Here is a 20,605-nt window from a genome sequence, read left to right as displayed (position 1 = left end):
AAGCGCCTCCCCGGCGCCGGCGGTCACGACGGCGCCCGGCGGGCGCATAGCTCAGTTGGTAGAGCAGCTGACTCTTAATCAGCGGGTCCAAGGTTCGAGTCCTTGTGCGCCCACCAAAGAATTCCTGGGTTGTTACAGAACAGCCCTAGAACACAGAGTTGGAATTCCAACTGCCCCTGAGTTGGAAGTTTTCGACCTCCCCTAACGCTATCTCTGAGACCTCGGCTGCGGCGGCCGATAGGCCTCCGGCGCGTTCGGCGCGTAAGGGCCGGCCGATCCCCGACCAGCACTCCTTGTCGGCGCCATAATGACGAAGCCGCGGGCTCGCATGTGATGCACCAGCTGCCAAGCCGCAGCGGGCGTCGCATCGCCATTCACCCCGATGTGCCGAGCACTCAGCGGGCGCCCTGTCTCACTGAACCGCAGCATGTACGACAGGTGTCGGGTGAGCGTGATGTCATCCATCTCGCGCAACTCCTGCCCGTCCCGATCAATCGTCAGGGGCGCAGCGCGCATGATCTGCAGCGTCATCAGCACGTGGTCCACGGCGTCGCGCAGCGTCGTCGCGGGCAGGGCAGGATAGCGAGCGAAGCAGTAGCCTTCAGCGAGGGCGGCAGCTTCGTCGACCGATGCTGCGCGCTGATTGATGGCGTTCCGGACAAGGTCTTCCATCGCGGTGATAACTGCGCGATCGATGGCCGCTGGCGCCTGTGGGTCCTGATCCATTGGCTAAGAATGTTCACAGTTCGTTCTTGGCGTCGAGTCCGGCGTGGGCGACGGGGCGTCGTCCAAAAAGACTCCCCCGACTCGGGCCAAGGCGCGTAAATTGGAATGGTTAGGCAACAGCCCCCTCTGAGGACACCGGTGTTGACGCACCGTGTCCTGAGAGGGGGTGATGAAGCATGGCTACTACGACCACGATCGGCAGAAATGCCGGAAACGGTCAGTTCACGACGGTGAAGACGGCGACCAATAAGCCGTCGACGCACATCGTCGAGACGATCAAGAAGGGGAAGTAAGGCTTCCAGGCCACCCTTCAGATCGACCGGAGGCGGCAGGCGCGAGCTTGCCGCTTCCACCCTAGTCTTGCCGCGCCTCCGGACCCTGATCAAGCGACATTCGCACTCATGAGGCGTCGTTACCTTCCGCCGCCAGACGCTTCCTGAACGCCCCCTCCGCCGCCTTCGCGGTGCGGATGATGTAGTGCCGCGCCAGGATAGCCTTCACGCTGCCTGGCGTGTGTCCGGTGATGCCGGCGATGCCAAGGTCATCCACCCCGGCTTCGTGCAGCCGCGTCACCGCGGTGTGCCGCAGCTCCATGAAGCGAAGATCGGCGCAGCTCGGCATCGGCTCGATCGCCGGCGCCTCGCCCTCGGCCGGCATCCCGGCGACGGCGGCGGCGCGGACCTCGGCGAAGACGTGCCGGAAGGTGTGCTCGTTCCACTCCTGCCCGGTGCCCTCATGGACGAGCAGATGCGTCAGGGACTGCACCGCACCTGGCCGCTCCGTCTCGCCCTTCACCCGCTCGACCAGCTGCGGCACCAGGTGGATCGGCAGTGACACCCAGCGCCGCGTCTTGCCCTGCTGGATCAGCAGCGCCTCGGCCGAAACCTTCCATGGCGGCAGCTTCAGCACGTCCGCCTCGCGCTGCCCGATCCATTCATTCAGCAGGATGGCGGTGCCGACGCTGCGCCAGCTCAGCCGATCGGCGACGGCCGCCATCTGCCGCACGTGCTCCGGCTTCCACAGCACCGGCTCCCGCGCGCGGCGCAGGCTGATGCCAGGCTGCGCAGCAGGATTGCTGTCAGGCGGCAGGTAGCCGAGGCGCGATCCGGCTGCGAGGAACAGGCGCAGCACACGCACCGCGGCCGCAGCCTTCGCCGGCGTCTCGATGACGACGCGCTTGCGGCCTTGCGTCTCCACCCGGCGCAGCATCATTTCGTAGAAGGCTTGCACCGCCGGCGGCGTGATGCCGCGCGCTGGCTGGTCGCCGGCCCAATCCTCGATCGCGTCGAGCGCCCATTCGTATTGCTTGCGCGTCTTCGGGGCGAGCTTCGTCCACCAACGGCTGGCTTCGTAGTCGATGCGCAGCGCGGCGACAGTGCCGGGTGCGGCCTTCTTCGTGCGGGCCTTCGCGGTCGACGGCGCCAACAGCGCGACCTCGCCCTTGCGCCAGGCATCAAGATCCGCGTTCAGCACCTCGGCGCGCGCGATCGCAGCTAGCCGATCGTCCGGCAGGCGCTCCGCCTTCCAGCCCTCCGCGCGCAGCGCAGCAGGGGGCTGCCAGTAATAGAGCTTGTTGCCGCCCTTGAGCGCCTTCGCCACCAGGTGGCGGATCTTCAGCTTCGCCATGACAGCCTTGATCTCCCTGAGATACCGTGCCTCACGTAGTCGGGAGGTCGCAATGGATCGTGCTCAACCGGTGGCGCTGCTGTACTTCGCAGCCTCCTGCGCCACTTTCCTCTATCTGACGTTCTTCGATGATTACCCATACAACGCGTGGAACTGGCTCATCGCGGTGCCAGTCAACGGCTTCCTGTCGACGATTTGGCCCATTTACTGGGCCCTTCTTCACTGGATCAGCTAACCGCCATCGCCCGCGCGCGGCTGATCAGGATGTCTTCCGGTGTCTCCGGCTGTGAATCCGGAATTCCTCCGGCCTGCCGCGCTAGCCACGCTTCGACCGCCGCCGGGTTCCAGCGGCGGCCCAGCCCCGGCACGGGCCCCGGAAAGCCGTGCTCATCCTCGAGGCGCCGGCGCCGCGCGGCGAAGGCGGCCGGCGACAGCGCCAGCCGATCCGCCACCTGCTCCGGCTGCCAGAGGCGCGCCTTCTCGGCGAAGGCGTTCACAGCTGCACCATGTCGAGCAGCAGGCCGCCGAGCATGTAGGCGCCGACCCACAGCAGCGCAGAGCTGCCAAGGATCAGCACCCCGCAGGGCAAGACGCGGCCGAGCCACATCACGCAGCCCTCGCGAGCGGGGCGGCGGCATTGGACAGCTGCCGCGCCTGCTCGCGCCCCTTCTCGGTGGGCTGCAGCAGCCTGTCCCGCTGATCCGCCGGGTTCACGGGGCGGATCGCGAGGCCAAGCGTCTCAAGGCGATCGATGGCGCGGGTGATGGCAGGCTTCGACACCTGCAGGTGATGCGCCAGCCCGCGGACGGACAGCGGGCCCTTGGCCGCGGCCAGTTCCAGCAGCACGACGATCTGCCGGACATTCAGGTCCATACCCTCGCGGACAGCCTGCAGCAGGCTTTCATGCACCTGGTTCATGCCGCTGCCGCCTCCTCTTCGGCCGTGGCCTCGTCCTCATCTGCGCCCTCAGGATCGCCTGACAGATCCCATGGCAGGGTGATCAACAAGCAGCACACCTCGCCCCGAACGCGCACCACCTGGTGGCTGGCCGCCTTCTTGGGCGCTTCCCAGCGGGCCATATCGTCGGGCACGCGGAGCGCGACGGTGCGGTAGGTGCTGCGACCGATGGGCCGGAGGCGAACCCCCATTTCCCGGACCCGCAGCTGGACGAAGCCGGCTTCATCGCCACGGCCGACCGCGAGCGTGACGCTCTGGTCGGAGGCCCATCCCAGCTCCGCCAGCACCTCGGCGGCGAGCGTGACGACGAGCTTCTGCATGCCGCCACGTGCTGCCTTGAGGCTGACGCTGCATAGCGAAGCCGGCCCGGTCGTGGGTTTGGACGCGGCCTGTTCGATCTCGTCCCAGCTCATGCCGCGGTCACCGCTTCCGCGTCCGTGATCGCGCGGCGCAGATCCTCCACTCCGTCGCAGACCAGCGCCAGGCGGTCGATCTCCGCGACAACCTTGGTGGCGGTGGCGATCAGCTGGCGGTGCGCCTGCATCTGCGCAGTCGCCTGCGCCTTCGTGGGCTTCTTCATCCAAGGACACTCCTGCTTTCGGGCAGGGCCTCGCGCACGGCAATGATCTCCTGCCGCAGCGCGGTGGCTTCCTGGCCGATCGATGTGGCGATGGTGGTGTCGACGCCGAGGGTCAGCAGCGCCTGCTGGGCCATCGGCAGCAGCTCGCTGAGGCGAGCCAGGGTGTAGCGGGCATCCGCGTCGCTGCGCGGATAGGTGCTCATGCCGTCCATCAGGCGGCACGGCCCCCATCACCGCCGACCGCGACGGTCGGCCGGAAGTCGGCCAGGCGCACCACGCCGGGCGGCAGCGGGCGCTGGGCGTCGGGCACGGGCTGCCCTTCCAGGCGACGCGCCTGGTCGGCCATCTCCCGGAAGTTGCTGGTCAGGACCGAGCAGAGGCGCGCGTCCATCTGGATGCCGCCCTGCTTGGCCCAATCGTTGAAATGCCCGGCGTAACTGTCGAGCTGGTTGGAGAGCATCGTTCGTCCCCCCTCCTTGAGGGCGGAACGACGCTAATTCAGGTCACCTGTATCACGCAAGCGAGAAAATTCAGGTCACCTGTATTGATGCTTCAGGGCTTGTAGTCCGGCGAGGCCGTCAGGAAGCTGGCATGCTGGCTTGCAAGAAATGCTCGCGATAGGGTGAGCAAATGTTGCGAACACTCGTTGTATCTGGCGGATTGCTGGCAAGTTGCGCGTGTATGGCGCAGGGCAGCGCGTCAAATGCGACGGGCGTCTACGATATTGATGCCGCACCGTTCCTCAGGACGCTGGTCGTTCCGCGATCTCTCGCAAGTATCGTGTTTTGCGGTATCCGCGACGGCAACTGGCGCGCCGTAGTGGAGGCGGCCTATCGCCGACAATTAACGGCAGAGATCGAGGCAACGCCCCACGACAATGGGGTGAAGAACGTCATGCACGCCTATTATGTCGGCGTTTATAATCTGTTCGCGGCATCGCATTACTGGCCGATGCCGACCACTGCTCAATGCGGGGACTGGTCTAACTCACCGCAGTTGGAAGAATTCGACCGGGTCTTCGAGCGTGACCGTCCGACGCCCAGTCGCCGGCGCACCCTTCGAGGCTAAGCGGCGTCCGAGCTTCGACGGTCGCGCTCCAAGGGTGGCAGGCCGAGAAGCTCGGGAAATCGGGCGCGTAGCCCATCGAGCAGGCGGCCCGGCAGGTTCTTAGGGTCCGCTGCATACACCCAGTCGAGCGAGATGCCGTAGAGCTGGTGCGCGCGCACCATCACCAGGGCGTCGGGCAGATGCCGCGCGCTCTCCCAGTTGCTCCAGCGCTGGGGCTCGGCGCCGCAGGCGCGAGCCATGTCCTGTTGCTGAACACCTAGCACCTCACGGGCTGCGCGCAGCCTGGTCGCGGCACCATCCACGGCATCGCTGGGGCGTTCTGGGATCGACATCACGCGAATGATCGCGCCGGTCACCTGTAGGGTCATCACAGTCCTCCGCTTGACACGCTACAGGTCACCTGGATTAGCGTCGAGCCCATGGTTACGAACCCGTCCGCGTCGCGTAACGAGCAGGTTGCAGAGGCGTGCAGCGCCGATGCGATGAGCGTGCAGGATTTGATGAAGGCCCTCGGCGGCGGCGTGGCCGTCAGTGAGGCCTGCGCTGTCTCGCCCCAGGCGGTCAGCAACTGGATTGCCGAGGGACGCATCCCTGCACGTCATCACCCAGCGGTTTGGCGGCTGGCGCAGGCACACGGCGTCAATTGGCGGCCCCCGGGGTACGAGGGTCTGCGCCTGGTCCCCATGGACGGTCCTCATTCAGTTGACGGTACGGTGAAGGTTTCACCCGCCGCGCGCGAAAAGGTCGTCAAATCGGATCACGCGGCGTGAGCGCGGCCAGCAACACGCCCCGCCGCTGGACCGACGCTGAGCGGCAGCAGCTGCTCGACCTGCTGCGCGAAGGCGTCGGCGGTTACCAGCACGTGGCCTATCGGCTCGGCCGCAACGTCGAGGACTGCCAGGCGGAGGCGGCGGTGCTGAGGCAGCGGGGCTGGACGGCCAGCGGCGCCAGCAAGCGGCGCGGCACCCCGCCCCCGTCGCGCGAGTGCCTGACGTGCCGCGATCCCTTCGCCCCCGAGGGGCGGTTCTACTTCCTGTGCCAGCGATGCCGGCGGGCCGCGTCGTCCGGGTGGCGACGCGACCCCGATGAGCAGGCGAAGGCCGCATGACCCGCGACGGTGCCTTGGCCCGCCAGGTGGTGCGGCTGCCCGTTCGGCTCGGCGTGGACGATCGCGTGGATCTGACCGTCGCGCTGCGGTTCAACGCCGCCGGCGCGCTGGTCGGGATCAGCGCCAACCTGCCCCCGGCCCCGCGATCGAGCGAGGCAGAGCGCCAGGCCGCCATGCTGGTTGAGGCCATCAGCGCCAAGCTGCAGCGCCGCCGCGACATCGGCGTCACCGAGCTGCGCCGCCGTGCCGAGCTGGCGTTCGCGCTGCTCGAAGACCTTGAGGCGCTGGAGGACACCCACGGCCCCGATGCGCGGCGGCTGCTCGCCCCGCCCCCCGAGGCCGCGGCATGAGCGCCGGCGCTGTTCGCCCCGACCCCGGCCGGCGGGCGCGGGTTCGCCGGGTCCTCGCCCTCGCCCCCGCCCCCAAGGCAGAGAGGCAGACAGACCGCCGACCTGGCCGGATTGCCTGCCCGCCGCCGGGGAGGGAGGGAGAATATCCAGCGTTTTCAACGCTGTCGCAGCCGTCATGCGCCGTCACAGTGAGCGTGACGGCTGTGTCTGGCCTTTCTCTAGGGGTTGCGGGCGGTGTCATGCCCGTCATGCCCTTAAGGGGGTCACACGTGCGCGCGCGGATGTGCGCGAACTCCTCTCTCCATGACACCATGACAGAGAGGGAAATAAGGAAGGGGATCAGGAACTTAGTCCGTCATGAGGGGCATGACGGCGGCATGACGGGCATGACGCCTGTTTGCCCGTTGCGGGGAGCGTTGCGGCCGTGGCGCTGACCGCTGCGGAGCGCATGCGCGCGTCACGCGCCCGGAAGCGGGCGGTGAAGGAGGCCGAGGCCCGGGCCGCCGGCGTGAAGGCCGAGCAGGACCAGGCCGCGCTGCTGCCGCTGGCGGATCTGGTCGAGAAGCACGTCGAGCTGCCGAGCGCGGCGGCGCGTGGCCGGCATCGCGCCTACCTCCAGGTGTTGGAAAGCCGGTTCCCGGCACCGCTGGGCCGGCTGGCGGCGATCTTCGCGCAGGAGCCGGAGGCGCTGTCGAAGCGACTGGTCTGCACGAAGCTGGAGGCGCAGCGGATCATCCTCGATGCCGCGACGCGGTCGCTGCCCTACTGGCACCAGGCGCAGCCGACGGCGATCCAGATGTCGGGCGCACCCGTGGCGCCGGTCCAGGTGGTGATTTCGGGGGCCGTCGCCGAGCAGCTGGGGCTTACGGACGAAAGCGAGGAAGATCAACGGGTTATCGAGGGCGAGGCGGCATGAGTTGGAAGCCTCGCAGTTGGAAGGATCGGCGCAACGCGGCCTCTGCCCTGGCCTTCGGCCATGTTTGGCCGCTGATCGCGGATCAGTCGGGCGGGCAGGCGGCGAGGCCCCCCCGGGTCGGTCTTCGACCGACCCCCCGGCACCCTTACCCCCCCGGCACCCCCGCGCGCGAGCGCGCCCGTCTGTCCGCCCCTCCGCACGGGACCCGTCGGACCTTTGGACGATCGGGCGCCGGCCGGAAATCAAGTTCGGGCCGTCCCGGGGACGGGGGAAGGCAGCAGCCATGATGGAGATTGGCGAGATCGTCCGGCTGCTGGCGCAGGGCGCGGAGAGCCTCGCGCGCGAGCTGCTGCCAGGTGGCCGGCGCGAAGGGCGGGAATGGGTGGCCGGCGACCTTGCCGGCAGCCCGGGGCGTGGCGTCTCGGTGTGCATCGCCGGGCCCAAGGCGGGGATCTGGGGGGATTTCTCGGCTGGGCTGCATGGCGATGCGCTCGACCTGGTCGCGGTGTGCCGCTTTGGGGGCAACAAGACCGAGGCGCTGAAGTGGGCGCGGGGGTGGCTGGGGCTGGGTGAGGCGCGGTCGGGGGGCCGTGCTCCGGCGCCGCCGCCTCCGCGCCCGCGCGATGTGGAAGGGGAGCGGCGCGAGGCCGAGCAGCGGCGCCAGAAGGGCAGGGGGCTGTGGGCGGCTGGCGTGCCGATCCCAGGCACGCCGGCGGAGGTGTACCTAGCCGGCCGCGGCATCAGCCTCGAGGCGCTGGGGCGGGCGCCGAACGTGCTGCGGTTCAACGCGCGCACCTGGTGCACGGAGCGCGGCGCCGCGCACCCCGCCATGGTGGCGCTGATCCAGGACCAGGGGTTCACCATCGGGGCGCATCGCACCTTCCTCGCACCCGACGGGCGCGGGAAAGCGCGGATCAAGGCGGCGAAGAAGGTGCTGGGGGCGACCGATGGCGGGCTGATCCCGTTGTGGCGCGGGGCCTCGGACAAGCCGCTGAAGGACGCGCCCGAGGGCGACACCATCGCGATCGCCGAGGGCATCGAGGATGCGCTGACGATCGCGCTGCACTGCCCGGAATGGCGCGTCGTCGCCTGCGTCAGCATCGGGAACATGGCGAAGCTGACGCTGCCGCCGACGATCATGGACGTGCGGCTGTGCTTCGACCGCGACGGCGAGAACCCCGCCGTGCGCACGGCGCGCGAGCGCGCGATCGACCGGTACATGCGCGAGGGCCGCAGCGTCTTCGCGATGCAGCCGGCCGAGGGCTTCAAGGACTTCAACGAGGAACACCAGGCCGCGCTGCGCGGCCGGAGGGGGGCCGCCTAAATGGACATGGACGATTTCTCCGCCGCCAACCGCAGGCGCTGCGAGGCCCCCGACGGCTTCAACCATGCGCTGAACAGCTGGTCGCTCAGCGACTGGATGACGGCAACCCTCGGCGAGCTGGGGGAGGCTGCCAACGTCGCGAAGAAGTTGAACCGCGTGAGGGATGGTATCCCCGGCAATAGGGAGACGCCTCAGGAGCTACGCGCGCAGCTCGCCGACGAGTTGGCCGACGCTTTCATCTACCTCGATCTCTTGGCGCAATCTCAGGGCATCAACCTTGCCGACGCGGTGCTGCGGAAGTTCACCCGAACCTCCGAGAAGATCGGCTATCTGCGGCCGCTCCGCGCATGAAGGTCGCGCTGTTCAATGCGGCGATGCGGCTGCTGGCGGCGGGCGTGGTGTTCTACGCGCTGACGGAGGTCGTGCAGCCCTTTCTCGCGCGGCATGACGTGACGATCGTCATCCGTCCCTGGCCGCCGATGGTGCCGCAGGCGCCGCTGGAGCGGCGGACGTGATCGCATCAGCAGGCAATAGCGTCGGCGCACGCAAGTTCTCGGATGCTGCGGCTGGGGAAAGCTGGCGCGCTTTCGATCGCCTCCCGCCGATCCTGCGCGCCGCGATGTGCCAGCTCGCCAGCGACTTCTGCGCCACCGACATCCTGCGATCGTTCGACAAGATCCGCTTGAAGCATGGCGAGACGATCGCGACCCGCGCGGTCCTGGATGCGCTGCTGCGGAACGAGCGGGAAGAAATCGAGGAGTTCGCGGCCGAGCAGGGATACCTGCCGCACGTCGCCGCCGGCGTCTCCATCCTCCGCTACGGCCGCGCCGCATGAGCGACGACAAGCCCCGCAAGGACAATGTTACCTCGATCCGGTCTCGCCTGCGCGAGGCGCCGGAGGCGCGGCGGCGGGATGACTATCTGCCGGAGGATTGCCCCGTCGTGCCCCTCGGCGTCGAGGGCGACCTGTGCTGGTACATCGACGGCGTCGGGCAGATGGTCGCGATCCCGCGCAAGGGGCACTCGAAGCTGGCCATCCATGGGCTGTTCAGCCCGCACACGCACTACTGCCAGAACGCGAAGCCCGATTGGGCGAAGACCATCAAGATGCAGCCCGACGAGGACGGCAACGAGCGGCTGAAGGTGGTCGACTTCCGCCCCGACACCGTCGCGCGCGACCTGATGGCCGCCTGCGCCTCCATGGGGCCGTTCAACCCCGTGGGGCGCGTGCGCGGCCGGGGCATCTGGCGCGGCCGCGATGATGACCTGGTGCTGCACCATGGCAGCGCCATCCATGTGCGGAAGCAGGCGCTGAAGCCCGGCCGGCATGATGACTTCGTGTATCCGCGCGGGCCGGAGCGGCCGCTGCCGGCGAAGGATGAGCAGCCGGGCGGCGCCGAAGGGCCGGCCGCGCGCGTGCTGGCGGACCTGGGCAGCTGGAATTGGGCGCGGCCGGGGATCGACCAGCAGCTGCTGCTCGGCTGGGTGTGCGCGACCTTCTATGCCGGCGCGCTCGACTGGCGCCCGCATGGGTGGGTGAACGGCGAGCGGGCCGCGGGCAAGTCCACGCTGTTCCGGTACCTCTCGCGGCTGCTGCATGCGCCGCGCGGCAGCATCATGACCGGCAACACCACGGCCGCCGGCGTCCGGTCGGTGCTGAAGGATGACGCGCTGGCGGTGCTGTTCGACGATGCCGAGGCCGGCGAGACGCCCGATCGCATCCGCAACCTGGTCGAGCTGATGCGCGCGGCGTCTTCCGGCAGCACGGTGCTGCGCGGCACGGCGGACCATGGCAGCGCCAGCTTCACGGTGCGCTTCACCGGCCTGGTCAATTCCATCCTGCGGCCGCCTCTGACCGCGCAGGATCTGTCGCGCATGATGCTGCTGGCGCTGCTGCCGCTGAAGGCGGACGCCAAAGAGCCCGAGATGGGCGACAGCCATCTGGAGCTGCTGGGGCAGCAGCTGTTCCGCCGGATGGTCGATGCCTGGCCGCGCTTCCTGCAGGAGTTCCCGCGCTGGAAGCATGCGCTGAAGGAGGCGGGCCTGCCGGGGCGCGGGCCGGAGCAGTTCGGCGTGCTGCTGGCGGCGCAGGACGTGGCGCTGAACGACCACCCGGCCGAAAGCGACGAGCTGACGGACACGGCGGTGAAGGTCGCGGACGGCACCGCCAGCGACCGCGCCGAGGAACTGCCGGAATGGGCGCGCTGCATCGAGCGCATCACCAGCACCATCGTGCCGGCGTTCAGCGGCGGGCAGCAGCGCACGCTGGGGACGCTGATCGGCATGGTGGCGTGGCAGGCCACCTGGATCAATGGCGAGACTGGCGACAAGGACGTGTGGCCGGCGAAGGACCGCGACGACGCGGCGCGGGCACTGGCGTCCTACGGGCTGCGCGTGGTGCTGAAGACGCGCGAAGGCTCCCCGCATCCGATGCGCCGCTGGAAGCATGATCCGATCCGCGAGCCGTCGCCCAATGGCGATGGCCGCGCCGTCGGCATGCTGGCGGTCGCGAACGGGCACACCGCGCTGAACAACGCGGTGTTCCGGGGCAGCCACTACGCCGCCGCGAGCGGCACCAGCGGCGGCTGGAAGGCGGCGCTGGAGACGGCGCCGGACGCCGAGCGAGGGAAAGAGATGCGCTTCGGCGGGCCGGCGAGCCGGTGCGTGATGGTGCCGCTTGATCTGGTGCTGGATGGCGGGGCGCAGCATGGGGAGGCGATGGAGTGATCGGTGATCTGACCGCCGCCGATGTCTATGGCCGGCTGCGCGCCGCGTGCCGCGAGGCGGGGTCGCAGCAGGCGTGGGCCGAGAAGCACGGCATGTCGCCGCAGTACGTGTCCGACGTGCTGAATGCGAAGCGGCCGATCCCCGACAGCATCCTCTCCGCCCTCGGGCTGATCCGGGTCACGGTGTATCGGGCGAAATCCGGCAATCGACGGATAGCGGCGTGATGGCCGAGCACGAGCCGAGCCGCGGGCGCTCCGACGAATGGTACACGCCGCCGCACATCTTCGAGGCGCTGCGGCTGACCTTCGACCTCGATCCGTGCAGCCCTGGTCCAACGCATTGGGTGCCGGCGGCGCGGGTGTTCACCAAGGACGATGATGGGCTAGCGCAGCCGTGGCGCGGGCGGGTGTGGATGAACCCGCCGTTCGGCGGCCGCCACGGGCATCTGCCCTGGCTGAAGAAGTTCCTGCTGCACGGCAACGGCATCGCTCTGGTGCGGGCCTACACATCGTCGGCGTGGTTCCATGCCTACGCGACCTGCGCGGAGGCGATGCTTTTCCCGAAGGGGAAGACGAAGTTCATCCGGCCTGACGGCACGATCGGCAGATCCCCAGGCCATGGGATCGTTTTGCTGAGCATGGGTGCGGTCTGCAACCACGCGCTTTGGCAATCCGGCCTCGGCCTATGGGTGCCGCTTGGTGGCAGGCCGCTGCGGCTGGTGGCGGCATGAGCGACGCCGCCCCCATTTTGGTCTCGCCCGGGCCGATCGCGCAGGCCTTCGTCGATGCCGACGAGCCTATCACCGTGCTGATGGGGCCGGAAGGATCGGGCAAGACGACGACCGGAATCCTGAAGGGGATCACGAAGTCCTATCTCTGGCCGCGCACCCGGCCGGGCGTCACCTCGGTGCGGTTCGTCATGATCCGCCGGCTGCTGAAGGACCTGGAGGCCACGACGATGAAGTCGTGGTTGCAGTGGTTCCCGCGCACGCAAGGCACCTGGCGCGGCGGCAAGGGCGAGCCGGCGACGCATGAGATCATCCTGCCGCACCCGCGCGGCGGCGTGGTGGAGATGACGGCGGAGTTCGTGGCGACCGGCGACCTGCGCGTCGAGGAAGCGATGCGCGGCAAGGAATTCTCCTTCGCCTATGTCGATGAAGTCGATCTGGCGCCGGATGACATCCTGACCTGGACCTTCGGCCGCGCCGGTCGCTTCCCGATGGAGACGCTGTCCCGCAATCCGAAATGGGTTTGGGGGACCTGTAACGCCCCGCAGGACGGCAATTGGGTGATCGAGGACTTCATCAACCAGGTGAAGCCCGGGCACCGCATGTTCCGCCAGCCCTCCGGCCTCTCGCCGCAGGCGGAGAACGTGCAGAACCTTGGCCGCAACTGGTATCCGCAGCTGGCGCAGAACCTGCCGGCCTTCGAGCGGAAGCGCCGCATCGAGAATATCCCCGGCCTCTCGCGCAACAAGGAAGCGATCTATCAGGAGTTCAACCCTGATGTGCATATCGCCGCGGGGCCGCTGAAGCCGCTGCAGGGGCGCAAGATCATCGTCGGCGCCGACGCCGGCGGCACGCCGGGCGCGGGCTTCTGGCAGCTGATGCCGGACGGGCAGTGGCGGCTGTATGCCGAGATCAGCACGCACGCGAAGGAACATGGGTCGGTCACCGGCCCCACGCGCTTCGGAGACGCCATCGCGGCGCTCGCCGCCGAGCGGTTCCCGAACTTCCAGCTGGTGGGCATCGCCGATCCGTCGGCTGCCTATGGCGCCGACACCGCGGCCGGCGAGGAAGACTGGATACAGATCGTCAGTCGCGTGTCGGGCATCCACTTCCGGCCGGCGCCGACGAACAAGCCGCCGGTACGGATGGAGGCGCTGCGCCTGCCGATGACGCGGCTGATCGACGGCCGCACGCCCGGCCTGCTGATCGACCCCAGCTGCACGCTGACGGCGCGCGCGCTGACCAGCGAATACCAGTGGGTGGTGACGGCCGGGCGCCGGAGCACCGAGCCGCTGAAGAATTGGGCGTCCCACCTGGTCGAAGCGCACCAGTACGCGCTGCTCGACGGGGGACACTACCACCAGGTGATGGCGCGCCAGCAGCAGCTGAGCGGCCGCACGGGGCCGATCCTGGCCGGAACCGACTTCAACGTCTTTGCGAGGTAGGACCATGGAAACGAAGCTGACGGCGCAGCAGCCGCCGGAGGAGCCGAGGCGCGCCGACGAGTTGGTGCAGCAGACGGCGGCGCCGCCGGCGGCGCATGCCCATCCAACGGACACCTGGCGCGAGCCTGAGCCGCTGATGACGGCGCGAGACGTCGCGATGGCGACGGTCGGAGAGCTGGCGGCCGATTCCGCGATGCAGGCTTTCGAGGCGCACGAGAAGAAGTTTCTCGCCGGCGGCGCCTCGGCGGACGACGCGGCCACGGCGGCCGGACAGCTGACGCCTGTCTGCGTCCTGCTGACCGGCCGGCATGTGGCCTACCTCCAGCAGCGCGCAGCGATGCACGGCGAGACGCCGGAACAGCACCTGGAGGCCATCCTTCGGCAGTTCCAGGCCTACTACGACGACAAGAAGCCGGAGCTGACCGCGATGGAAGCGCAGCGCAACGGCGGCGCCGTCACCCGGCGCGTCGCCTGATGGGCAGCCGGGTGCCAAGCATCGGGGCTACGCAGCGGCGGCGCGCAATCGAGCAGCCCGCCATGCAGGAATGGTTCGTGCTGTTCGGCGACGGCTTCAGCATGCCGCGCCCCTGGTGGTACCGGTTCCTGGCACCCGGCTATCGCCACGTCATCGCCATGCGCGGCAATGGCGTCGGCTGGTCCACCATCATCATCGAGCATGTCGGCAGCCGGATGATCGTCGATGTCCGGCCCGATCCGGTCGATGAGGTCGTGCTTTGGTACATGCAGCACAACCGCATCACCCACGCGCTGAAAGTGCGCGTGCCGAACCCGGATGACGCGCCCCCCGTCGCCCTGCTTCGCCCGCCGATGACCTGCGTCGAGGCCGTGAAGGCGGTGCTTGGCCTGTCCGCCCCCCGGATCATCTTCCCCCGCCAGCTCGCGCATCGCCTGCGGGCCATGGGCGCCTGGGAAGTGCCGACCCTCTCCCTTTCCGACGCAGCATAGGAGGCCGCCATGGGTGGCGTGTTCAGTTCCCCGAAGACGCCGCAGCCGTCACCGGCGGCGGTCGCGGCGCAGGAGAGCCAGGCGAAGCTGGCCGATGCCGAGGCGGCACGCCTGGCCGCCCAGCAGGCCGAGACGGACGCGGCCCGCCGCGCCCGTGCCGCGCGCGCCGGCGGCCGCAGCCTGCTGCTGAACAGTGAGGTGGGCGTGACGGACGACAGCCGCGCCCCCAAGACGACGCTGGGGGGCTGAGATGTCCGGTATGTTCCGCAGCCCGCCGAGGGCTGACAACGACAAGCCCGGCGTGCGGGAGATGGCCGCCTTCGGCATGGCGGTGAATGACGCCGATGCGTCCCGCGCGGTCGAGACCACGGGAGCCAATCCCGCCATCGTGGCGCGGCTGCGCAGCGGCCGGCCGACCCTGCTGGGGGGTGACACCGCCGGCGACACCAAGTCGAAGCTGGGGGGCTGACCATGGCCGCGATGGATGTCGAGGCGCTGATCAAGCGGTACGAGCGCGCCGACCAGAAGCGCCAGGCCTTCGCCGCGCTGATGCGCGATTGCTACGCCTACGCGATGCCGGAGCGCGACGCCTGGTCTTCCTATGGCTACGGCCAGGACCGCAACAGCGTCATGATCTTCGACAGCACCGCCGTCGTGGCGGTGCCGCGCTTCGCGAACCGGCTGCAGCAGGCGCTGTTTCCGCCGCAGCAGCGATGGGCGCAGCTGGCCCTGCCGCCCGAGATCGCCGAGGAAGAAGGCGCCGAGGCCGAGAAGGCGAACCTCGAAGCCGCGACGGACCTGATGTTCCGCCACATCCACCAGTCGAATTTCGACGCGGCGATATCGGAATGGGGGCAGGACCTGGCGGCGGGCGTCGGCGCGCTGCTGGTGGAGAACGGCCGCTTCGGGCAGCGCCGCACGCGCGGGCCGCTGCTGCGCTTCGAGGCTGTCCCGTCTGCCCTGGTCGCCTTCGATGAGGGGCCCTTCGGCGGTGTGGAAGGCGTGTTCTTCACGCAGCGGATGCCGGCGCGCTTGGTGCAGCGGAAGTATGCCGATGCGAAGCGCCTGCCGCCCGAGTTCCAGCGGTTGCTGCACGACAAGCCCGACGACGAGGTCGAGCTGCTGCAGTGCACCTACTACGACGCGAAGGCCGACATCTATCGCTTCGAGGTGCTGCTGAAGGCGGAAAAGGCGCGCATCGTCGACCGGAAGTACCGCACCAACCCCTGGATCATCACGCGCTGGACGAAGGCGCCGGGCGAGATCCACGGGCGCGGGCCGCTGATGCAGGCGCTGCCGGACATCCGCACCGTCAACAAGCTGATGGAGCTGGCGCTGAAGTCGGGGGCGCTCGGCGTCGGCGGCGTCTGGACGGCGGTCGACGACGGGGTGCTGAACCCCGACACCATCCGCATCGCGCCGGGCGTCGTGATCCCTGTCGGCAGCAATGCCACGGGCGGGCGCGGCCCCAGCCTGCGGGCGCTGGAGATGCCGGGCAACTTCACGCTCAACGAGGCGATGCAGGACAAGATGAAGACCAGCATCCGGCAGATGCTGTTCGACGATCCCCTGCCGCCGGAGGTGCAGGCCGGGCTGACGGCGACGGAGGTTGTCGAGCGGGTGCGGCGTTTCCAGGCAGACACCGGCGCTTTCGGGCGGCTGCAGGCGGATGCGGTGACGCCGCTGATCGCCCGCATCATCGACATCCTGGACGAAGCCGGCACCTTCGCCGCGCCACGCTATGCCGGGCTGATGAAAAGCCTGCAGGACGAGGCGGTGCGCATCCAGGCGACCAGCCCGCTGAGCCAGGCGCAGGACCGCGCCGACGTGCAGTCGGTGATGATGCTGATCCAGGGGATGGCGAGCATGGGCGAGCTGGGGGCGCAGCTGCTGCAGCGCGCGATCAAGCTGGACGACGCGGGCCGGTACATCGCGATCCGCGCCGGCGTGCCGCAGGTGCTGATCCCGAGCGAGAAGGACGTCGCGGCGCAGAACCAGGCGCAGGGCGAGGCGGCGCAGACGGAGCAGGCGCTGACCAGCCCCGTGGTGGCGCAGCTGGCCGGTGCGCTGGGGAATGCGGCGTCGCGGGCTGTTGGGGGGGAGAAGGCAGCATGATCCGGTACTTCCTCCGTGAGAACGACCCGCTGTGCCCGGTGTATGCTGTCGATTTCGAGGCAAAGACGTGGGAGCTGGCCGCTTCGCGGCTCGGTCGCATAGAGGGCTCCGGCGGCAGCCTCGCCGACCGTGATGATGTCTTTCTCAGCGAACGCTTCGCTGAGGTCTGGCCCAAGCCGCATGACAAAGCCGGCATCGTCGCCTTCACGCGCGATCGACCCGCAGAAGCGCCGGAGGCCAAATGAGCGATCCCGTCACCCTGACCCGCGCGCGCATCGATGCCGGCCTTGCCATCTGCGAGCACATTGCCGAGGGTGATGCGCCGGCCTGCGAGGCCTGCCAGGGCAAGGCCGACAAGGCCGTCGCGGGCTTCCTCCGCGCCTTCGGCCACGGCAACCCCCGGTATCTGCCGTGCCGCAGTCCCGATGGCGCGAGCAGCCATATCTGGATCGTCCCCCACGATCTCAACAAGCTGGCCAATGCGGTGAAGCCATGAACGCCGACTTCAACGTCTTCGACCCGTCCGCGCCGGGCGGCGCGGAACAGGCGCAGCGCGCGCAGCAGGCGCGCCAGCAGCGCCACGCCGCCGTGCATGCCGCACTGAGCCATCCCGCCGGCCGCGCCTGGCTCAACGCCATGCTGGCCGAGGCCTATGCCCGCCCGTCCTATGCGCCGGGCGACACCTTCGACGCCGTCGCGTACCGCGAGGGCCGCACCGCCGTGCTGCGCGAGATCGCGCAGGACCTGCACGCCGCCGACCAGCCCACCCACACCGGAGAGTGACCATGCACCCGTTCCGCTATGCGCTGATGCGCCGCGCTGTCATGGCCGCCGAGGATGGCGGCGCCGGCGGCGGCGGCAGTGCCGACCCGAACGCCGGCGGCGGCGCAGCCGCGACGACCGGCGGTGATCCGCCCAGCATCTTCGATGCCGCCGGCACCGGCGCCCCGCCCACGGGGACCGACGGGAAGCCGGTGCGACCTGACTACGTCGCCGAGCAGTTCTGGGACGCCGAAAAGGGCGAGGTGCGCACCGAGCAGATGGCGCGCAGCTGGAAGGACCTGCGCGGCCAGGTGAGCCGCGGCGAAGGCAAGATGCCCGAGACGGCCGAGGGCTACACGCTGCCCACCATCGAGGGCATGCCGGCGGATCTGATCAAGGCCGACGATCCGCTGTGGGTCGCGGTGCGCACGGCCGCGCATGCCCACAACGTCACCGAGGCGCAGCTGCAGGCGCTGGTGAAGCCGTACCTCGCCGCCATGACGAAGGCACAGGGCGCGGCGCCCGACCCGGAGGCAGAGCGTGCCGCCATCATGGCGGAGCGCCGCGCCGAGCTGGCGCTGCTGGGTCCGGGCGGCGAGCAGCTGGTGCGCGACGTCGGCGGATGGATCGGCGGCATGGAGGCGAGCGGCGCGCTGACGAAGGACGAAGCGCAGGCGCTGAAGGCGCTGGGCACCGCCGCCGGCGTGCGCGCCCTGGCGAAGATGCGCGAGGCGCAGGGACACCCCGCCATCCCGACCGATGCCTATGCGGCCGATGCGATGAGCCAGGCCGATGCGCAGAAGATGCTGCAGGACGGCTACGCCACGAAGGATCAGGCGAAGATCGACAAGGCCACGAACGCGCTGAACGAATTGCAGCGTCGCGGCATGCTGAAGCCCGCCGCCTGAAAATAACGCTTGGGACCGTAGCAGGGGCTGCCATTCTGCCCCTGCCGCAGTGACGCGGTTCTTGGACGTTTCCTCCCTTGACTGGCGGGCCTTCGGGCCCGCCGCTCTTTTCGGAAGAACCGCCGGAACGGCCGCCAGCTCCGGCTACGCGGGGAGAAGCCCCCGGGAGAGGCGCCCGCCGAAGGGCGAAGCGGATACGACCCGCGCCAGGGCCTATCCCCGCCAGGGGACCCCGGAAAGCGTGGCCTATCGGACTGCGAACCGTCGCTAACGCGCTGTTCGGAGAGATGGGCCACCATGAGCACCGGCCTCTCGCAGATTGTCCAAATCGACTACGACGCCCGGGTGAAGGCGGCGTATCAGTCGATGGGCATCCTTCGCCCGCATGTCCGTGTGAGGACGGGCGTGATCGGGTCCACCCACAAGTTCCGCCGTGCGCAGCGCGCCATGGCGAAGCCGCGCATCCCGCAGACGCCGCTGATCCCGATGGGGCAGCAGTATGCGGAGGCGACGGCCACCCTCTCGCCCTGGCAGGCGTCCGACTACACCGACAAGCTCGACCAGGTGCTGAACAACATCGACGAGCGCCAGGTGCTAGCCGAGAACATCGGCGGCGCCATCGCGCGGCGCGCGGACCAGATGGTCATCGACGCGCTGGACGCGGCAAACGGCTCGGCGAACATCGTGCACGGCAGCACCGGCATGACCTTCGCGAAGGTCGAAGCCGCGGCCGGCCTGATGAACGCGCGCAGCGTGCCGTGGGGCAAGCGCAAGCTGGTCATCTCCGCCAAGGCTTACGGCAACCTGCTGAACGAGGCGAAGTTCACCAGCGCCGACTATGTCGAGAAGAAGGCGATCACCGACGGCAAGCTGCCGGCGATCCTCGGCTTCGACATCATCATGGTGCCCGACATGGACGAAGGCGGCCTGCCGCTGAACTCCACCACGCGCACCAACTTCGCCTTCGACGCGGACGCGATCGGCCTCGCGATCTCCGTCGAGACGGGGCTCGAGGTCAATTACATCCCGCAGATGATGTCCTGGCTGTCCGCCCAGGCCTTCAGCGGCGGGGCGGTGACCATCGACGCGCTCGGCGTGATCGAGGTCGAGAGCACGGAGAGCTGAGCCATGGCATTCGACATCAAGGGGTTCCAGCCGGCCGGCGGTGAGAGCAAGTCCGGCGCCGCGCCGAAGATGCACACCTACAAGTCCGAGGATGCGATCACCGTCGTGCGCGTCGCCGGGTACTTCAACCCGGTCCGGCACATGCTGGAGATCGGCGACCTGATTTATGTCGTCGCCACCAGCGCCGGCGCGCTGTCCACGGCATCGTGGGTGGTGGTGAAGGACAAGTCGGCGTCGGCGGTCGATGTGACCGACCAGACGGCGATCACCGTCACCGACACCGACTGAGGCGCAGGCGGCGGGCTTCGGCCCGCCGCCCCCAGGGAGGTGCCGCCGATGTCCCATCCTTCGCAGGTGTCTGTCCGCCCCATGAACGATCTGCTCGGGCCGGACACCGCGCCCATCATCAAGTCCCTCGGCGCGGCCTTCGCAGGCCGCGCTTTGCTCATCCTGGAAGCGCGGCGGGACATGCCCATCACGACGCGCAGCGTGCTGACGCTGATCATCTGGGAAGTCCCGCTGATCGTCGCCTTCGCGCTGATCGGATGGCACGCCGCCAGCCTGCTGGGCTTCGACAGCGAGAACGGCCGCGTGGTGCTGACCGCGCTGCTGGCGAACATCGGCCCGCGCGGGATCGACCGGCTGGTCGATCGCCTGCTGCCGCCGCCGCCCACGGGAGAGAAGAAGTGACGTCCGACCCCAAGCAGAGCCGCGGCTATCGCAACTGCAACCCCGGCAACATCGAGCACAACCCGGCGAACAAATGGCAGGGCCTGGCCGATCCGCCGCTGGAACCGGCACCGCTGAACGGCAGCCGGCGGCGCTTCGCGCGCTTCGTGTCCCACGAGTACGGCATCCGCGCCCTGGCGGTGCTGCTGACCACGTACCAGGACCGGCACGGGCTGCGGACCATCCGCGGCATCGTCTCGCGCTGGGCGCCGGGCAACGAGAACGACACCGATGCCTATATCGCCGCCGTCGCGCGGCGCATCGACCGCAATCAGCGAGCCGAGCTGAACCTGCACCGCTTCGAGGATCTGCGGCCGCTGGTGGAAGCGATCATCGTGCATGAGCTGGGGGGCAACCCCTATCGCGCCGCGACGATCGATGCGGGGCTGCGCCTGGCCGGCGTGGTGCCGAGCGGGCGGGAGGCCGTGGCGCGCAACGACACGGCG

General features: G+C 69.1%; 35 protein-coding genes, 1 tRNA gene and 1 pseudogene. 28 read left to right on the top strand and 9 right to left on the bottom strand.

The genetic code is table 11. The annotated features are described in order from the left end of the window. Nucleotides 1-40 precede the first annotated feature (40 nt). Nucleotides 41-116 (top strand) — tRNA-Lys (locus tag GXW78_RS17055). 91 nt (nt 117-207) lie between these two features. On the opposite strand, the gene GXW78_RS17050 is transcribed toward GXW78_RS17055, so the two are convergent. Together GXW78_RS17050 and GXW78_RS17045 are read right to left on the bottom strand one after the other, a co-directional pair. Further along, on the bottom strand, nt 208-672 hold the full coding sequence (locus GXW78_RS17050) for a hypothetical protein (RefSeq protein ID WP_211870048.1): 465 nt from the start codon (nt 670-672) through the stop codon (nt 208-210). 453 nt (nt 673-1,125) lie between these two features. Continuing rightward, nucleotides 1,126-2,352 (bottom strand): site-specific integrase, encoded by a 1,227-nt coding sequence (locus GXW78_RS17045; RefSeq protein WP_211870047.1) that lies wholly within the window; start codon nt 2,350-2,352, stop codon nt 1,126-1,128. Between GXW78_RS17045 and GXW78_RS17040 the strand changes: the two genes are divergently transcribed. Next, a complete protein-coding gene (locus GXW78_RS17040; protein WP_211870046.1) occupies nt 2,351-2,587 on the top strand; it encodes a hypothetical protein in 237 nt (78 codons plus the stop codon). The two genes, GXW78_RS17045 and GXW78_RS17040, sit on opposite strands and share 2 nt — an antisense overlap. Here GXW78_RS17040 and GXW78_RS17035 read toward each other — a convergent pair. From GXW78_RS17035 to GXW78_RS17010, 6 genes are all read right to left on the bottom strand, one after another. Then, entirely contained in the window at nt 2,580-2,849 is a 270-nt protein-coding gene (locus GXW78_RS17035; RefSeq protein WP_211870045.1) for a hypothetical protein, read from the bottom strand. The genes GXW78_RS17040 and GXW78_RS17035 overlap by 8 nt on opposite strands. Nucleotides 2,850-2,958: 109 nt before the next feature. After that, entirely contained in the window at nt 2,959-3,270 is a 312-nt protein-coding gene (locus tag GXW78_RS17030) for a MarR family transcriptional regulator (protein ID WP_211870044.1), read from the bottom strand. Then, nucleotides 3,267-3,722 (bottom strand): hypothetical protein, encoded by a 456-nt coding sequence (locus GXW78_RS17025; RefSeq protein WP_211870043.1) that lies wholly within the window; start codon nt 3,720-3,722, stop codon nt 3,267-3,269. Before GXW78_RS17025 ends, GXW78_RS17030 begins: the two co-directional genes overlap by 4 nt. Further along, nucleotides 3,719-3,889 (bottom strand): hypothetical protein, encoded by a 171-nt coding sequence (locus GXW78_RS17020; RefSeq protein WP_211870042.1) that lies wholly within the window; start codon nt 3,887-3,889, stop codon nt 3,719-3,721. Before GXW78_RS17020 ends, GXW78_RS17025 begins: the two co-directional genes overlap by 4 nt. Next, nucleotides 3,886-4,092, bottom strand: coding sequence for a hypothetical protein (locus GXW78_RS17015; protein WP_211870041.1), 207 nt, complete (start codon nt 4,090-4,092; stop codon nt 3,886-3,888). The genes GXW78_RS17020 and GXW78_RS17015 overlap by 4 nt, the downstream gene beginning before the upstream one ends. 8 nt (nt 4,093-4,100) lie before the next feature. Then, a complete protein-coding gene (locus GXW78_RS17010) occupies nt 4,101-4,349 on the bottom strand; it encodes a hypothetical protein (protein ID WP_211870040.1) in 249 nt (82 codons plus the stop codon). A gap of 221 nt (nt 4,350-4,570) precedes the next feature. On the opposite strand from GXW78_RS17010, the gene GXW78_RS17005 reads away from it, so the two are divergent. After that, nucleotides 4,571-4,957, top strand: coding sequence for a hypothetical protein (locus GXW78_RS17005; RefSeq protein WP_211870039.1), 387 nt, complete (start codon nt 4,571-4,573; stop codon nt 4,955-4,957). Here the strand turns inward: GXW78_RS17005 and GXW78_RS17000 are convergent. Beyond that, nucleotides 4,954-5,325: a helix-turn-helix domain-containing protein gene (locus GXW78_RS17000; RefSeq protein ID WP_211870038.1), complete on the bottom strand. Its 372-nt coding sequence runs from the start codon at nt 5,323-5,325 to the stop codon at nt 4,954-4,956. The genes GXW78_RS17005 and GXW78_RS17000 overlap by 4 nt on opposite strands. A gap of 51 nt (nt 5,326-5,376) precedes the next feature. Here GXW78_RS17000 and GXW78_RS16995 point away from each other — a divergent pair, with 51 nt between their 5' ends. The 25 genes and pseudogenes from GXW78_RS16995 to GXW78_RS16875 form a co-directional block, all read left to right on the top strand. Then, the gene (locus GXW78_RS16995) at nt 5,377-5,727 is read left to right on the top strand and encodes a carph-isopro domain-containing protein (protein ID WP_211870037.1); all 351 of its coding nucleotides are present in this window, start codon (nt 5,377-5,379) and stop codon (nt 5,725-5,727) included. Beyond that, nucleotides 5,724-6,065, top strand: coding sequence for a hypothetical protein (locus GXW78_RS16990; RefSeq protein ID WP_211870036.1), 342 nt, complete (start codon nt 5,724-5,726; stop codon nt 6,063-6,065). Before GXW78_RS16995 ends, GXW78_RS16990 begins: the two co-directional genes overlap by 4 nt. Then, the gene (locus GXW78_RS16985; protein WP_211870035.1) at nt 6,062-6,415 is read left to right on the top strand and encodes a hypothetical protein; all 354 of its coding nucleotides are present in this window, start codon (nt 6,062-6,064) and stop codon (nt 6,413-6,415) included. The genes GXW78_RS16990 and GXW78_RS16985 overlap by 4 nt, the downstream gene beginning before the upstream one ends. 424 nt (nt 6,416-6,839) lie before the next feature. After that, nucleotides 6,840-7,331 (top strand): hypothetical protein, encoded by a 492-nt coding sequence (locus tag GXW78_RS16980; RefSeq protein ID WP_211870034.1) that lies wholly within the window; start codon nt 6,840-6,842, stop codon nt 7,329-7,331. Nucleotides 7,332-7,614: 283 nt separating this feature from the next. Continuing rightward, nucleotides 7,615-8,655: a DUF7146 domain-containing protein gene (locus tag GXW78_RS16975; protein WP_211870033.1), complete on the top strand. Its 1,041-nt coding sequence runs from the start codon at nt 7,615-7,617 to the stop codon at nt 8,653-8,655. Beyond that, nucleotides 8,656-9,006, top strand: coding sequence for a MazG nucleotide pyrophosphohydrolase domain-containing protein (locus GXW78_RS16970; RefSeq protein WP_211870032.1), 351 nt, complete (start codon nt 8,656-8,658; stop codon nt 9,004-9,006). It abuts the gene before it with no gap. Continuing rightward, a complete protein-coding gene (locus tag GXW78_RS16965; RefSeq protein WP_211870031.1) occupies nt 9,003-9,170 on the top strand; it encodes a hypothetical protein in 168 nt (55 codons plus the stop codon). The genes GXW78_RS16970 and GXW78_RS16965 overlap by 4 nt, the downstream gene beginning before the upstream one ends. After that, on the top strand, nt 9,167-9,490 hold the full coding sequence (locus GXW78_RS28335; RefSeq protein ID WP_211870030.1) for a DUF6525 family protein: 324 nt from the start codon (nt 9,167-9,169) through the stop codon (nt 9,488-9,490). The genes GXW78_RS16965 and GXW78_RS28335 overlap by 4 nt, the downstream gene beginning before the upstream one ends. Then, nucleotides 9,487-11,382 (top strand): hypothetical protein, encoded by a 1,896-nt coding sequence (locus tag GXW78_RS16955; RefSeq protein WP_211870029.1) that lies wholly within the window; start codon nt 9,487-9,489, stop codon nt 11,380-11,382. Before GXW78_RS28335 ends, GXW78_RS16955 begins: the two co-directional genes overlap by 4 nt. Next, complete coding sequence (locus tag GXW78_RS16950; protein ID WP_211870028.1) at nt 11,379-11,606, top strand: helix-turn-helix domain-containing protein; 228 nt, start codon at nt 11,379-11,381, stop codon at nt 11,604-11,606. Before GXW78_RS16955 ends, GXW78_RS16950 begins: the two co-directional genes overlap by 4 nt. Next, the gene (locus tag GXW78_RS16945) at nt 11,606-12,112 is read left to right on the top strand and encodes a DNA N-6-adenine-methyltransferase (protein WP_211870027.1); all 507 of its coding nucleotides are present in this window, start codon (nt 11,606-11,608) and stop codon (nt 12,110-12,112) included. Before GXW78_RS16950 ends, GXW78_RS16945 begins: the two co-directional genes overlap by 1 nt. Beyond that, nucleotides 12,109-13,554, top strand: coding sequence for a hypothetical protein (locus GXW78_RS16940; protein WP_211870026.1), 1,446 nt, complete (start codon nt 12,109-12,111; stop codon nt 13,552-13,554). Before GXW78_RS16945 ends, GXW78_RS16940 begins: the two co-directional genes overlap by 4 nt. A gap of 4 nt (nt 13,555-13,558) precedes the next feature. Beyond that, a complete protein-coding gene (locus GXW78_RS16935) occupies nt 13,559-14,029 on the top strand; it encodes a hypothetical protein (protein WP_211870025.1) in 471 nt (156 codons plus the stop codon). A gap of 62 nt (nt 14,030-14,091) precedes the next feature. Beyond that, nucleotides 14,092-14,520 (top strand): hypothetical protein, encoded by a 429-nt coding sequence (locus tag GXW78_RS16930; RefSeq protein WP_211870024.1) that lies wholly within the window; start codon nt 14,092-14,094, stop codon nt 14,518-14,520. A 9-nt stretch (nt 14,521-14,529) separates the two neighbouring features. After that, entirely contained in the window at nt 14,530-14,769 is a 240-nt protein-coding gene (locus GXW78_RS16925; protein ID WP_211870023.1) for a hypothetical protein, read from the top strand. Between the two features lies 1 nt (nt 14,770). After that, the gene (locus tag GXW78_RS16920; RefSeq protein WP_211870022.1) at nt 14,771-14,989 is read left to right on the top strand and encodes a hypothetical protein; all 219 of its coding nucleotides are present in this window, start codon (nt 14,771-14,773) and stop codon (nt 14,987-14,989) included. 2 nt (nt 14,990-14,991) lie between these two features. Then, nucleotides 14,992-16,635, top strand: coding sequence for a portal protein (locus tag GXW78_RS16915; RefSeq protein ID WP_211870021.1), 1,644 nt, complete (start codon nt 14,992-14,994; stop codon nt 16,633-16,635). Continuing rightward, nucleotides 16,632-16,880, top strand: a complete 249-nt coding sequence (locus GXW78_RS16910) for a hypothetical protein (RefSeq protein WP_211870020.1) — start codon at nt 16,632-16,634, stop codon at nt 16,878-16,880. Before GXW78_RS16915 ends, GXW78_RS16910 begins: the two co-directional genes overlap by 4 nt. After that, nucleotides 16,877-17,131 carry a hypothetical protein gene (locus GXW78_RS16905; RefSeq protein ID WP_211870019.1) on the top strand — a complete coding sequence of 85 codons (255 nt, stop codon included), beginning with the start codon at nt 16,877-16,879 and terminating at the stop codon, nt 17,129-17,131. Before GXW78_RS16910 ends, GXW78_RS16905 begins: the two co-directional genes overlap by 4 nt. Then, nucleotides 17,128-17,418, top strand: a complete 291-nt coding sequence (locus GXW78_RS16900) for a hypothetical protein (RefSeq protein ID WP_211870018.1) — start codon at nt 17,128-17,130, stop codon at nt 17,416-17,418. The genes GXW78_RS16905 and GXW78_RS16900 overlap by 4 nt, the downstream gene beginning before the upstream one ends. A 2-nt stretch (nt 17,419-17,420) precedes the next feature. Then, the gene (locus GXW78_RS16895) at nt 17,421-18,305 is read left to right on the top strand and encodes a capsid assembly protein (RefSeq protein ID WP_211870017.1); all 885 of its coding nucleotides are present in this window, start codon (nt 17,421-17,423) and stop codon (nt 18,303-18,305) included. Nucleotides 18,306-18,602: 297 nt separating this feature from the next. After that, nucleotides 18,603-19,430: a phage capsid protein gene (locus GXW78_RS16890; protein WP_211870016.1), complete on the top strand. Its 828-nt coding sequence runs from the start codon at nt 18,603-18,605 to the stop codon at nt 19,428-19,430. A 3-nt stretch (nt 19,431-19,433) separates the two neighbouring features. Next, nucleotides 19,434-19,718 carry a hypothetical protein gene (locus tag GXW78_RS16885; RefSeq protein WP_211870015.1) on the top strand — a complete coding sequence of 95 codons (285 nt, stop codon included), beginning with the start codon at nt 19,434-19,436 and terminating at the stop codon, nt 19,716-19,718. 81 nt (nt 19,719-19,799) lie between these two features. Continuing rightward, nucleotides 19,800-20,120, top strand: a complete 321-nt coding sequence (locus GXW78_RS16880; RefSeq protein ID WP_211870014.1) for a hypothetical protein — start codon at nt 19,800-19,802, stop codon at nt 20,118-20,120. After that, nucleotides 20,117-20,605, top strand: a pseudogene (locus GXW78_RS16875) (hypothetical protein); the annotation flags it as partial. The gene GXW78_RS16880 and the pseudogene GXW78_RS16875, both read left to right, overlap by 4 nt.

The sequence above is a fragment of the Neoroseomonas terrae genome (genome assembly GCF_018129025.1).
Lineage (GTDB): Bacteria > Pseudomonadota > Alphaproteobacteria > Acetobacterales > Acetobacteraceae > Neoroseomonas > Neoroseomonas terrae.
The sequence above is the reverse complement of the archived record's forward strand: the minus strand, read 5'-3'. Positions and strand labels throughout refer to the sequence as shown.